Consider the following 14,057-nt stretch of genomic DNA (forward strand, 5'->3'; position numbering starts at 1 on the left):
CGAGGCAAAAACGCCAATGTTCGTAGGCGATAAGAAAAATCCTATCGCTATCGGTAAAAAAGGTCAACTCCTCGCCAATTTAGACGAGGAGTTTTATCAACTGTTAGATGACGCTTACATGCATATTTCCGGCTTTAGAAAAATCTCGGCAGACGATGAAACCTTGACAAGTGGCTACATATACGCAACACGATATTTGGTATTACAACTTATGCAGGAGTACAACGGTGGCAAATGTTTCTAACGAAAATTTAATACTTAAGATAAGGGGAATTTCCGACCGAGTTAAGCAAATTCAAGACGAGGCTGGGGATATTCTCGTTAGAAATATACGTTCTCAAGCACGACAAAAGTTTAATAACGACCCAAAATACCCCTATGAATTTCGCAATAGTTTTCAAGATGATAATGTTGTTTATCATGACAAAAATGAGCATGCTGTTTTTGTTGACCACCCAGCCGCTAAAAGACTTGAATATGGTTTTGGCGATATAACTATCCGTCCTAAAAACGCTGAAAAATTACATTTTAAAGGGGTAAATGGCGAAGATGTTTATGCAGACGAAGTACATATCAAGGCTACAAAGCCTGTTGGATATGTGCGTGCTGCCATGAAAGAAACCCAAGAAGATTTAAAAAAGCGATTTAAGGAGGTAATGTCTTAATGTCTGATGACGCTTTACGCATAGATATTCAAACCATAGGAGGCGAAAGAGCCGTTAAGATATTGACAACTCTTGCAGATAAGACGCAAGAGGTTACTGACTTGCTGGAAAATACAGGCTGGGGAAACAAAGAAATATCAGCCCTAACAAGAGAGTTTAACTCATTATCGGGGGCAATTTCTAATTATTCTAAAGCAGTTCAAGATGTAAATAAAGCAAACAATGCCGCTGCTATGGGCGAGCAAAAATTGGCTACGGAAATGAACAGAACTGCTTTGCAGGCTGCAAAGTTAGAAATGCAACACATGAGAAACGCTGCGGCGGCTCAAAAAATGGCTACTGCGGCTGAAAAAGCCCAAGCCCCTTATAATCAACTAAAGGCTGAATTGGCTGCTGCTGAATTGGCTTTAAAAAATCTTTATACAACAGGCGAAAAAGGAACAAACCTTAATGCTGCTATATCAGAATATCAAAGGTTATCCGCAGCCGTCCAAGATGTAAATAATAAAATGAAAATGTCTGCAAGTGGCTCATATAGTCGCATGAATGAGGAATTGCAACAGTATGGTAATCGTCTTAAAGAGGCTATTGCTGCCGGAAACTTAAATGATGTTACACTTGGCAGAATGGGCGAAAAATATAAAAGGCTACAAGGCGAAGTTGCTGCCGTAGATGATAAATTTAAGCAACTGACAGGGCAAATGGAGGACACAGGCAACGAAAGCATTGCTCTTTCTTCCCTGTTTGGTAATTTGGCTGCTGACGGTATTCAGAGAGTTATAGCCTCTCTTGGCAATATGATAGGCGACATGTCAAAGGCTGGGGTTGCTATGGACGGCATAAAAAATACTATGGCTGCTGGTGCGAGAGGTTTGAGGCAAGGTGCTGACGAAATGGCATTTACCGCAGACATGGCAGGCAGACTTGGTTTGAATTTACAGTCAACTTATGAGCCTTATGCAAAATTCATGACTTCATTTACTCGGTCAGGAGGCACAATAGCCCAGTCAAGACAAATATTTGAGGATTTGTCAACGGCTATGGTATCATTACACCTGTCCTCTGCTCAAATGGAAAATGTATTTGTTGCGTTAGAACAAATGGCAAACAAAGGCACAGTTCAAGCGGAAGAACTTAAAAGACAATTAGGTAACGCACTTCCGGGGGCGTTTGAATTGGCTGCTCAAAGCATGGGCATAACCGCTGGGGAACTTATGGACTTGATGAAAAAAGGCGAGGTAATGTCAAAAGACTTCTTACCTAATTTCGCTGCTATGGTCAAAGATAGTTTGGGTAAACAAATCGGAATTGCCGTTGACCAGTATAATGCACACTTAAATCGTATGCAGACACAAACATTCTTATTGCAAGCCAATGTCGGACAAGCAATGAATAATGCTTTTGTGCCTTTTATTAAGATTTGGACAAATGTATTAGGACTTGCTAATAGAGTTACAGGAGGGCTTGGGGAAAGTGCCGCTGCGGTTACTGCTATGCAAGCAGCCATGCTCACTGCTGCGACTGCCTCTGTTATTTTTGTAACAAAATTTGGTGTTGTAAATACGGCTTTAACTGCTATGAAAGCCAATGCTATTGCTGCTGGTAAAGCACTTTGGGCTTTGGTTGCAAATCCTGTTGGGGCGACCTTGCTTGCGGTCGGTGCGGCTGCTTTATATTGTGCAAATTCAGTAAGTCAGGCAAATAAGTCTTTTGAGGAGGCTGCCGTTCAGCAGCGTGATGTTACAAACAATGTAACAGGGCTTATCTCTGAATTTACTCAATTAGCAGAAATTCAAAATCGTTCGTCAGCACAACAAGAGGCTTATAATAGAAATCTTGAAATGTTACGCTCTCAATATCCGGAAGTTTTGCAATATATTCAAGAACATGGTATTTCCATTAAGAATGTTACAGATGAACAGGCTAAAAATATCGCTAAAATGGCGATACAGTCTGAAATGATGAAAGCACAACAGTTGTATGTTGATGAATTGAGTAATAAATGGCTTATTTTTGGAGCAAGATGTAAACAAGTTGGTTTAGGCGTTGTGCTTGTTTTGCAGGGCATTGGTGCTGGTATCGTACACGTTGTTGTTGCCGTAGGTCAAGCAGTTACAAGGCTTGTTTCACTTGCTACAAAGGCTTTTGCAGAGGTTGCGGAAAAAGGTGCATGGGTTGCGAGTAAAATTGGTGCAAAAGAAATGGCAGTTGCCCTTGATAACGCCTCAAAAAGCATGAACGGCTTTGCAGATAGTGCTTGGAATGTTGGTAAGGCTACTCATAATTATATCAATAGCGGACTTTCCGGTATGGTTGATTTAATTAAACAAGTTGATTTTGACCGTCAAGACAAGGCTATGCAACGCTATAAAGATACTGTTGCTATTCTCGGTCAGGAGGAGGCAAAATTAGCAAGTCAACTGATGTATTCTCAAAGTTCAGTTGCAGGCTTACACGCAGGGGGCGATAGCAAAGGAAAAGGTAAGGGAAAAGGAAAATCATCATCGAGAACTAAAAAGGCTGATGACGCCTTTGAGGCTTTACAAAAAAGCATGAAAGCCCATGAAGAAGAAATCAGACTTATGGCTTTGGCTGGCGATACTGCAAGCGATAGATATAAACAAGTAAGTGCCGCATATATAAGAGAAAAGGCACAAATTGAAGAAGTAAATCGTCAGGTTGCCTTATTAACGCAGACGGAGGTTACAGGCTGGGATTTAACCAAGAAAAAGGCAGAGGCAGCCACAAAGACATATCAATACCGTTTGGCAAACTCTACGGCTTATACTGCCGCAGAAATTGAGAACGCAAAACAAACAATGAAAAATCTCAATACTGAAATTAAATACCAAGAGGTATTAAAAAAGAGAGAGGATATTTTACAAATTACAAATCGTGAGGCAAGTAAATTGTCAGATACCCTAATTGATAGCCTTTTGGATTTTGACAGTAATCTTTCAGTTTGGGACAGATTTAAAAATGCTGCTTTATCTGCAATTAAATCGGTTGCTACGAGTTGGATTAAAGAAATTGGCAATAGTGTTCTTGCTGGCTGGCAGGCTGGTTGGGCTAAAAATGGAAGTGGAAATCGTTTTGTATCTGCTTTGTTAGGTGCTGGGTCGGGATTTGCTGGCACACCTCTTGAGGGGACAAAAGATAATCCTACATATACAGGCACAGGAGCATTAAATGGTGCTTTTGGTGGTATTCAAAAAGCATGGGCAAATGTTAAGCAAAAGTTTGGTTGGGGACAGTCAAGTGGCTCTCTAACAGGAGCAGCAGCCTCAATTACAGGGGACGCAGACACAGGTAGCATATTATCCACTTTAACAGGGCAGGCAACAGGGCTTTCAGATGCTTTGTTGAATGCCACAAATCCAGCAATATCAAGTACAATTACAGGACTTGGGGGAATGGCGTCATCTGCTATTGACGCTGGTATGGGTGTTGCTAATGTTGCAAGTCCAGCCGTTTCAGCAGCAGGAAGTATCGCAAGCATGGCTACGGCTGCCCCTATTGCGGCGGCTGGGTTGGGTGCTATGGCTGCCGTTATGACGATAGCAAGTTCTGCTTTTACAACGGCTGCTCCTGCTTTAACGACAATGGCTGGTGCTATGGCAAGTTTAGCAGCGTCAGCAAGTACGGCTGCAACGGCTATGGCGGCTCTTGCAGTTGCTACGGCTGCTGAAAGTGTTGCAAAAATTCCGTTTGTAGGTGGTTTTCTTGCCCCTCTTGCAGCAACTCTAACAGGAGCAGGAATAGCCGCCGGAACAGTAATGACAGGAGCAGGAATAGCCGCTGGGGCTGCTATGGCTGGTGGTGGTCAAATGATAGGAGGAGCGATGTCAGGACTTGGCAATAAATTGTCAGGTGTAAGTTCGCTTTCAAAATCCACAAATGTTGTACCCCATGCGAAAGGTGGCATTGTGTCCTCGCCTACAATGTTCCCTATGCAGGGCGGTAATGTTGGGTTGGCTGGTGAGGCTGGCACAGAAGTTATCGCCCCTGCAAAACGCATGGCGAATGGCGATGTAGGTATTGGTGCGGTTGCTCCACAAGTTACTATCAACAATTATACAAATGCCGCCGTAGAAGTTAAAAGACGCCCTGATAATAGTACGGAAATTAAAATTGCAGAGTTAAATTCAATGCTTGCAAGCAGCCGTTCAAACAAAGGTATGGTGGCAGCACAAAGTCGCTTGCAAAAGCAGGGGAGGCAGATAGGTTAAAATGGGAAAAGACAATAATGTAATTTTTGATACTCAAGAAAAATTGTTTGTTAAATCAACGACAGACGGTTTATATATCATGCCTTGGCGACTTTTACATGACGGTTATCAAGTTACAAGACAAGAAACGGTTGTAAGTGTTGACCCTGACGCTGGTATTCCTATAACTCACTCAAGATTTTCTGCCGGAGGTCGTATAATTTCAGCAAAAATCTATGTTGATACGGAAGAAACATGGTGGTTTTGGTATGCAAGAGCCACAAACAACAGGGCTTTGCCTTGTTGGATTTATGATGTTAAACTTAACGGATTTATGCGTTGCTACATACTTGAACAGCCTACTGTTGAGCCTGCTGGTAATAGCGTTAAGGCGGTATATGTTCAACTTAAGATTTATGCGTTCTCTAATGCAATTCCAATTAAGAGATTTATTACTGAAAATACACCTGAAAGAATTGTTACAGAGGGTAATGGTGCTTTAGTTTACGAGAATGATGAGGTGATGTACTAATGCCGATTTTACCAATGATAAGTGCTACAAAAACTCTTGATAAGGTTCTTTGCTTGGCGGCTGATATTAAGCATAGTAGTTTTGCAAATGGGCGTTATAGTATTTGTAATGATGTCGTTGAACACACAAGGACGGACGAAAACGGAAACAAAATTATCTATCAACCATGCCCTTTTTCGTTTAATTTGCCGTCCCAAAGCGAAACTGATAATTCAGGGTTTGGCGTTACGAATGTCAATTTGATTAGTTCAAATATTTTAAGGGCGGCTGACAATAGTTTTGAAGATATTATCATACAGTGCTGGCTCATTCTTGCTGATTATGACGGTTCAAGTAGTTGGGTAAATTTGGGCGAGTATATTTGGGACACCGACCAAACTGAAACTATGGAAACTGTAACAGCCTCTCTTGTTATGAAAAATTGTTACACGATAAATGCAGGGCGTTTTAGGGGCAAAAACCCGTCCCTTTTCGTCAACTTAAATCATCGTTAAGGAGGGTAAAATGGACGAGCAAAGTTTAATTAAATATATGACAACAAAACGCTACAAAGAGGGCGAATATGTTTGTTGGGATTTTGTAAGAGATATTTATAAAGATTTATATAATATTGATTTGCCTGAATATCCTGCGGACGAAATACAGGCAGAATTTAAGTATGAATTAACATCAAACATCAAACACAAAAAAATTCCTGCTGGCGAGGCACAAGAGGGCGACATTATAGTCTTTTCGCTCTTTGCAAATCAGCATGCAGGAGTTATGATAAATAATGAAAGTTTTATACACTTACCAAAAACAGGCGTACAAGTAAGCGATATTGCAGATGTGGGGAAAAATTATGTCATTTATAGAATGGAAAAATAAGTTAAAAATTAAAATTTTTGCTCCGGCAACGGTTTGTCATAGACAATTAGGGCAGTATTTCAGCGAATTAAAATACTGGGCTTGGCTGCCTGCTTTTATGGTATTCAAAAATGAGCCTGTTGGCGATGACGGCTATTATAAAACTCTTTTGGTAAACGGTAAAAGAATAAAACCATATACAATAATTCCGAGAAATGCTTTTATTGAAATTAGAGAGAAACCCCAAGCCATTACTGCGTTGATTACAAGTATAGTCGGAGCAGTTGCAGCCGCTTTATCTGTATCAACGGCAGTCGCAGGGGTTATTGTTGGGGTTGCTGCTGCATTGGCTATCGGTGGTTTGATTATGGGCGTTTCTGCTATTGCCGGAAAGTTTGGAGCAAAACCAAAAGGCAGTTCAAACGGAACGGATAAACCTACATATCAGTCAAATAGTTCGCCCTCATTATCAGGGGCTAAAAACGAATTACAAGAGGAAGTTGTGCCTATTGCTTTTGGGCGTTCTTTACAAGTTTTTAATTATTCTCAATTCTGCATACCTCTTGTTAAGAGCGGCTACGGTGGTAATAGATACAGGGTTTATAGTGTTGCAGGATATTCAAATGCTCGATACTCTGATTTTAGGCTTGGCGATATTCTTTTGTCAAATTATCGTCCGTCCTCTTACAGTTTGCAGCAGGCTAACGGAATTAACTCATTTATAGGCTGGGATAACGCTGTTACTGAAAGTTTTAATAAAGAATTATCTTTTGACCAGTCGCAAGCAGTTTTTCAGTCTGCAATAGCCTATTATAATGACCAATGTTCCGGTACATCTTTAACCATAACTCAAAATTATAATTTTACAGGAGTTGCGTATAATTCTTGGACAAACAAACAAATGGATTTAACAGCAACTTTTGTGTCAAACGATTTAGATGTAACGCTTTCAACCTCTGTAACAATTACAAGAAACGATTTAGTTTATGATAGTGCGACAGGTAGTTATAATGCCACAAAAACAGTTACAATTAGTTTAGGTTCTTACAATATATCTGAATATCGTTATACAACTACAACTCCAAACGGTAACACAAGAGGCAATTCAGCAGAGGGTAATTTGAATTGTTATTTAATTGATGAAACGGTTACTATTGGCGAAGATACTTTTGAGGCAAATGTAAATCAAGGTGTAAACAGTTATAATGGCGATAGAAACGAAATTATATCCCAGTCGCCTACTGAAACACAATATTGCGATATACATTTTAATTTCCCTCAAGGTTTATACTCTATAAATTCAAGTTCGGGCAAGCGTGTTCGTGTTTCAATTAGTGCGGAAGTTCAATGGAAACGCAAAGATGAAACACAATGGCATGGAATGAATGAAAGTAATATTGCAAGGATTTATACAAGAGATATTGACGGAAATATAGGCAATTTAAGCAGTCGTATTACAAGAAATGGCAATAACTTTACTTTTAAAACTCCTGACGATATAAATAATGCTGATGATAATTTCTACGAGTGCGTAGGTATTCAATTTGCAACGGCAGGACAATATCAAGTAAAAGTAATGCCTATTGTATTTACAAAAGATGATTACTGGGTTGGCTCTATTTATATTTCTGAAATCGTTTGGAGGCTTAAATCGGGTATTCCGGTTGTAGATAGTAGTATTTTGCCTTATGTTTCTCAAATTGCATGTACTTTTAATGCTACAACACAATTAGACGGAGAAGTGGACGAATTAGGGGCTATTGTTTTTCCATATATCACAAACTTAAAGACAGGAGGGCTTGAGCAAAGCAGAAATCCTGTTGACATTATATATTATCTGCTTACCGACCAAGCAAGCAACCCTGACCCTATGTCGCCTGACCAAATTGACCTTGTTTCATTTAAAAAAGCAAGAGAATGGTGTGAGGCTCATGGGTGTAAATGCGATGGGATAGTTACAGGCGAGATAAAATATGAAACCGTTATCAATGAAATTGCAAGCAATAATCAACTATATTTCATACCTAACAAATGGGGCAAGGCGGTTTTAAGAGTTGATACAAATGAGGACGGACGACCTATTAAAACTCTAATCAATGCTGAAAACAGTTGGGATTTGAGCATTGTTCGCAAAAGAGGTCGCTTAAATCGTCTTATGGCTTTGCGTTGTTCTTTTATTAACGAAGAAACTTGGTCAGAGGACGAAATAACAGGTTATTGGTATGACGGAGCATGCCATTGGCAGCCGGAGGAGGGTAAAGACGACCAATATTATAAACCTGAAAAGAGAGAACTGCAATATATTAAAAATGCCGATAATGTTAAACGCAGAATTGCGTATGAATTAGAGATAGAGAACGAAAAGAACACAACAGCAACTTTTAATATTGCAAGAGAAGTTTTAGACTTGGAAATACTTGATAGGGTGCTTGTTGCAGACTATACACGATTAAATGAGGGCTGTTCCGGTTCTATTGAGGAACTTTTATATAATGCTGACCGCTCGCAAATAATCGGATTTAAGTCATCGCTACCTTTTCCAGTATCAGAGGGCATGACGGCTACAATACGCTCGGTTGATATATCGGGTGAGGGTTTTAATGTAAACACTTATGAATTAGTCCCAAATACGGCAACCGTTTCAAAAATTCTTTTCAAAACACCTATTGATACGAATACATCAAATTTGAGAGGTCATGGATTTTATGATATTGACGGTGCTGAAATTTACTATACAGGCGATTTGTTTATGGCTGGGGTTACTGAAATTTTAAGTATGGTTATCAGTAACATAGAAGAAGTACAAGGCGAGGACTTTACCAGCAAAATTACTTGCAGATTATACTAAAAAGATGTATTATACAACATAAGGGGAGGACTTTACAATGTCAATGAACACACCAATAGGAAACATTACGCAGACAACTCCTATCAACTCTTTCCACGAATTGACGGAAATGCAGTTAAGTCAATATTTGTTAGGCATTAACAATATTGCTCAAGGGGACGGTGCAAGAATTACATTACAAAACCTTATCAAAGGAATTGTAAGTACAGATGAAAACAACCTTATTACACTTGATAGTAACGGCAGATTATCGGTAACGGCTGGGGCTTTTAATACTGATACAGGTTGGGCGACTGCTCCTACAATAACTATTGACTGGTCGGCTGGTACAGTCATGGGCGTAGGGGGCGTGTTTTATCTCGGAGGCGTTTTAGTGCCTGCTTTATCAAATTTTATTGCAGATGATATGCCTACCGATGTTGGAAAACATTATTTATATTATAATACGCAGACGCAAGCGTTAGAGTGGTCAACAGGCTATCCGACAGTGCAAAGTGATTTTGTTCATCATATTTGCGAAATTGTTATTTTGGCTGACGGTAATAAATTTGCAATTCAAACTTGGGGACTTGGTGGCACATCTGAAAGCGTTATTGAATATTTGAACGCTACGACAGGAATGGTCGTATTAAGCGGTGGTCAGATTTCAAATGTTGTTACAGATACACCGCAACAAAGATACCCAGTTATAAACCAAGCAAAAATAGGTTTGGCAAACTTTTCTCAAACCCTTGCTACAACAAGTACAGGGTCAATATATATGCAAGCAAGAGCAACCGCAGAAAATGTCCTCGCTTGTGAGGGCGGTCAGGCTGAAATCGTGCCTGTAAATGCTGCGACAAACGCTCCAATGTATAACAATGATTACACATTGACGGCTCTTGAAAGCGGAAAATTTATGAACGTATGGCTCGTTGGTTTGCCTACTGCTGGCACAACTCCATACACAACAAACTATTTGTATGTTACAGGCGACACGCAATATGATGATTTAGCAAGTGCGGCTGCGGCTGACCCTGCTTTGGATAGTTCAATGCTGGCTATTGCAAATCAATTTGAAAGATATTGCACAATAGCCCGATTTACTTTAAATTATACAGGGGAGGACTTTAGCGTGATAGATTATGGCAGAATTAGTCAAACGGCAGGAGGAGGCTCAAGTAGCGGCGGTGGTGGTGGCACCACCGGAAGTGGCAACGAGGGCATTCCTACATCTGCTTGTTACAATTTAAGAGTTGAAAGAAGTTCTGACGGCTCTAATTATTCATTAAACTGGCAAGACCCAGCAGACACAATAATTGACAACCATATTTTGTGTACTTGGGCTAAAACGATTATTGTCAGAAAAGCAGGAGCATATCCACAAAGTACAGAGGACGGTGTTGTAGTTGCAGAGAATACAACAAAAGACGCATATAACAATACTGCTTTGGTTGATAATGTTCCAAGTACAACTGTTGAATATTATTACAGGGCTTTCCCTGTATCAGTAAATGGGGTTGTAAACCTTGACCCAAGAAACCTTTTTGGAACGACAATTTATGGTTATTACATTGATACGGCTGACAGCAACCCTGCGACAAGAGTACATTATGTAGGTCATAACGAAAACTTTAAGTCTGCATATATGAATTACACTCTTTCTCGCTTTATATATGACGACTGGGAAAATGCGTTTTTCATGCCTCGTCCAGTAATGTTAAAATATGACGGAACTGTTGACTATGAGTTAAATCCTGATAATTACGCACAAAAGAAAGACGGAACTGCGTCAGACATAACAAATACATCTTATGCTGGTAATGTTATGGTTGGATTTCCCCAAGTTTGGCGTTATTATGAAACTGACGGCTACAAGGACTATTATTGGTTTGCTAATAGGCAAATTAATGACGCTTGGAAATGTTATACGCACATTAACAAAGACGGCGACCTAATTCCTGAAATGTTTATGTCTGCTTATGACGCAAGTAATGTATCTAACCAATTACGCTCTTTGTCAGGTCGTGCCCCTTACAATAACAGCACGATGACAAACGAAATTCTTTGGGCGAGTGCAAACGGTACTTACTGGACTAACGGAACGCTTGCAGACTATCTGCTTGTTAGAGATTTGCTTGTTTTAATCGGAAAATCAACTGATACTCAAACAATATTCGGAAACGGACACTATACAGGTGGCTCACAAGCAAGCCACTTAAAGTCATCAGGAGCAAGAAACGCTAACGGATTATTCTATGGTACAACTGCCTCTGAAACAGTTAAAGTATTCGGTATTGAAAACTTTTATGGTAATTTATGGAAAAGAATTGTTGGCTGGATTATGGTCAATGGCGTTCAAATGATTAAATTAACAAGAGGAACTGCTGACGGTTCAACTGTTGATGAATACAATATGTCAGGCAGTGGCTATATTTCTCTTGGTTTAACACCGTCAGGTACAAGTGGAGGCTACATTTCGGCGGGGTCGCTTGTCGCTCCTTACGGATTTTTCCCTACACAAATGAACGGCTCATCTTCAACATACTACACAGACGGTATGTGGTTTAATAACGGCATAACGGCAGCGGCTCTTGTCGGCGGTGCTTGCCGCAATGGCTTGCTGGTCGGGGCTTTCGCTACGACTTTGGACGATGCCCCCTCGGATGCGTACTGGAGCCTCGGGTCGTCCCTTTCTTGTAAACCACCTTTACAATAGGGGGAGCAGGGGGACAAGTCCCCCTGAAACGAAAACCGCACCACACAAGCGTTTCAGATATAAAAGTTGCAAAAGATACGGACATGTGATACTATATTTTTGTTCGTATCTTGACAACTTTATAAGATTTCAGGGATTTGGAGTACGGCAGCGGCTCATGTCGGCAGTAATTGCAACAATGGCTTGATAGTCGGGGCTTTCGCTACGAATTTGAACAATGCCCCCTCGAATGCGAACTGGAACATCGGGTCGTCCCTATCTTGTAGAAATATCCTTATGAACATATAAAATCGTATATATATCGTTTCGTTATATATAACTTTCAAATGTATTCCATATTCCTTACCACTTGGTAAAAATTAGGCTGACAAAGGCGTGGGTTAGTAGGCAACGAAAATCTGCGAGGCTACAAGAAAAACAGAGGGCAATGTGAGGACTTATAAACATCAATTTGAAAAAGTCATTGAATACGGAAATCTTGCAAAAGCCATAACTCGCTCCTCACTGCGAAAAAGGGATAGGGACGATGTATATGATGTATTTCTTAACCCCGATAAACATATTAAAAAGATTACAAAACAATTACTTGAACAAACTTGGAAACCTCGTAAACATAGAGCAGAAGTTATAAATGACGGAATAACGCAAAAGAAAAGGCTTATTATACGCCCTGACTTTTGTTATGAACAAGTTATTCATCATGCAGTTATTCAAGTTATGCAGCCAATATTCTACAAGGGTATGTACGAATATTCTTGTGGCTCTATACCGGACAGAGGGGCTACGCTGGGGCAAAAATATATAGAAAAATATATAAGGAAAAACAACATTTCAAATCCACCTAAAAATTGTAAATGGAATAAATCAAATATAAAATATGTCTTAAAATTAGACATTCATCATTTTTTCCAAAGTATAAACATAAATATTCTGAAACAAAAATTTGCTAATAAAATCAAAGACGAGCGTATGTTGTGGCTCTTAAACACAATTTTGCAGTCTAACATCGTATCTTTTGAGGGACAAGATGTTGATATAGGTTTGCCAATAGGATATTATACTTCTCAATGGTTTGCAAATTGGTATTTACAAGACCTTGACCACTTTATAAAAGAGGACTTGCACATTCGTTGTTATGTTCGATATATGGACGATATGATTATGTTTGGCAAGAATAAAAAAGAGTTAAAGTGTTGTCTTGAGAAAATTAGAGAGTTTTTAAAAACATTAGACTTGGATATAAAAGGTAATTGGCAAATATTCAGATTTGATTATATAGACAAAAACGGCAAACGCAAGGGCAGACCTCTTGATTTTATAGGCTTTAAGTTCTACCGAGATAAAACAATATTGAGAAAACCTATTATGTATAAAGCAACACGAAAAGCCTCAAAATTAGAGAAAAAAGAAAAATTGACTTGGTATGACGCATGCCAAGTCCTTTCGTATATGGGTTATTTCAAACACTCAAATACATGGCTAATCAGAGAAAAATATATTGCAAAGAAAATCAGCATAAAAGCCTGCAAATCGGTAATTAGCAAACATTCCAAATCGTTAAATTTGCAGAAAAAGCAAAATAGTGATAAGATTAAAGAAAAAGGGGAACAAAATGGCGATAACATTCAAAAGAGCAGAAAAGATTAACGATAAACCTGAAAGAGTGGAAAAAGCACTTAATGGTTGGTATATTAGAAAAAGTTTTAAAAGTGAGGAAGTCGTTGACCCTCAAAATGAAGAAATAAAAAACATTAAATATAGTTATGACGAGGCATTTTTGACCGATGATGAATACAACATATTCTTAATCGGACAAGAAATATCGGGGGAAAATTATAATTCTGACGCATATTTGAACTATAAAGCCGCTCTCGATAAGCCTGTTATCTACCCTGAAAACGGCAATAAATACAAGCCCCTTTGGGTTAAAAACGCTCAAGGCGAGGACGGTGTATATATTGATTTTCTACAAAAGGGCGAAATGTTCCCTGAACTTATCTATCCTATTGCTATTTGGGACGCTACTGAAAATCCTGAAAAAATAGTTAGTATGGATAAAGAGGCTTTTAAGGCTCTTGTTGGTTATCTTGGTAAAGTTCAAGAAAAATTATACACCGAGTATAAAATTGCCAAGGGGCAAGAAGAACAGGAGCGTAATATATGAAAATACATAGAAAAGCACTTGAAGTATATAAATGGACGCCTTTTTGGCTGGCTATTTGCTATCTTATGAATATCTATTTATATCACTCAAATCAAT

General features: G+C 39.3%; 10 protein-coding genes. All 10 read left to right on the top strand.

Translation table 11 applies throughout. The annotated features are described in order from the left end of the window. The first annotated feature begins 16 nt into the window (after positions 1-16). The 10 genes from ACJMMI_RS10545 (at position 17) to ACJMMI_RS10590 (ending at position 13,961) form a co-directional block, all read left to right on the top strand. On the top strand, positions 17-244 hold the full coding sequence (locus ACJMMI_RS10545; protein WP_405355515.1) for a hypothetical protein: 228 nt from the start codon (positions 17-19) through the stop codon (positions 242-244). Then, a complete protein-coding gene (locus ACJMMI_RS10550) occupies positions 228-665 on the top strand; it encodes a hypothetical protein (protein ID WP_405355517.1) in 438 nt (145 codons plus the stop codon). Before ACJMMI_RS10545 ends, ACJMMI_RS10550 begins: the two co-directional genes overlap by 17 nt. After that, the gene (locus ACJMMI_RS10555; protein ID WP_405355519.1) at positions 665-4,894 is read left to right on the top strand and encodes a tape measure protein; all 4,230 of its coding nucleotides are present in this window, start codon (positions 665-667) and stop codon (positions 4,892-4,894) included. Before ACJMMI_RS10550 ends, ACJMMI_RS10555 begins: the two co-directional genes overlap by 1 nt. A gap of 1 nt (position 4,895) precedes the next feature. Beyond that, positions 4,896-5,405, top strand: coding sequence for a hypothetical protein (locus tag ACJMMI_RS10560; RefSeq protein WP_405355521.1), 510 nt, complete (start codon positions 4,896-4,898; stop codon positions 5,403-5,405). After that, positions 5,405-5,899 (top strand): DUF1833 family protein, encoded by a 495-nt coding sequence (locus tag ACJMMI_RS10565; protein WP_405355523.1) that lies wholly within the window; start codon positions 5,405-5,407, stop codon positions 5,897-5,899. The genes ACJMMI_RS10560 and ACJMMI_RS10565 overlap by 1 nt, the downstream gene beginning before the upstream one ends. Positions 5,900-5,909: 10 nt before the next feature. Next, the gene (locus ACJMMI_RS10570; RefSeq protein ID WP_405355524.1) at positions 5,910-6,272 is read left to right on the top strand and encodes an NlpC/P60 family protein; all 363 of its coding nucleotides are present in this window, start codon (positions 5,910-5,912) and stop codon (positions 6,270-6,272) included. Then, entirely contained in the window at positions 6,247-9,099 is a 2,853-nt protein-coding gene (locus ACJMMI_RS10575; protein WP_405355525.1) for a hypothetical protein, read from the top strand. Before ACJMMI_RS10570 ends, ACJMMI_RS10575 begins: the two co-directional genes overlap by 26 nt. A 37-nt stretch (positions 9,100-9,136) precedes the next feature. Beyond that, positions 9,137-11,797, top strand: a complete 2,661-nt coding sequence (locus tag ACJMMI_RS10580; RefSeq protein WP_405355527.1) for a hypothetical protein — start codon at positions 9,137-9,139, stop codon at positions 11,795-11,797. Positions 11,798-12,226: 429 nt separating this feature from the next. Then, on the top strand, positions 12,227-13,444 hold the full coding sequence (locus ACJMMI_RS10585) for an RNA-directed DNA polymerase (RefSeq protein WP_405355529.1): 1,218 nt from the start codon (positions 12,227-12,229) through the stop codon (positions 13,442-13,444). After that, on the top strand, positions 13,410-13,961 hold the full coding sequence (locus tag ACJMMI_RS10590) for a hypothetical protein (RefSeq protein ID WP_405355530.1): 552 nt from the start codon (positions 13,410-13,412) through the stop codon (positions 13,959-13,961). The genes ACJMMI_RS10585 and ACJMMI_RS10590 overlap by 35 nt, the downstream gene beginning before the upstream one ends. Positions 13,962-14,057 lie beyond the last annotated feature (96 nt).

This window comes from Ruminococcus sp., from assembly GCF_045129435.1.
In the GTDB taxonomy this organism is placed as follows: Bacteria; Bacillota; Clostridia; order Oscillospirales; family Acutalibacteraceae; genus Ruminococcoides.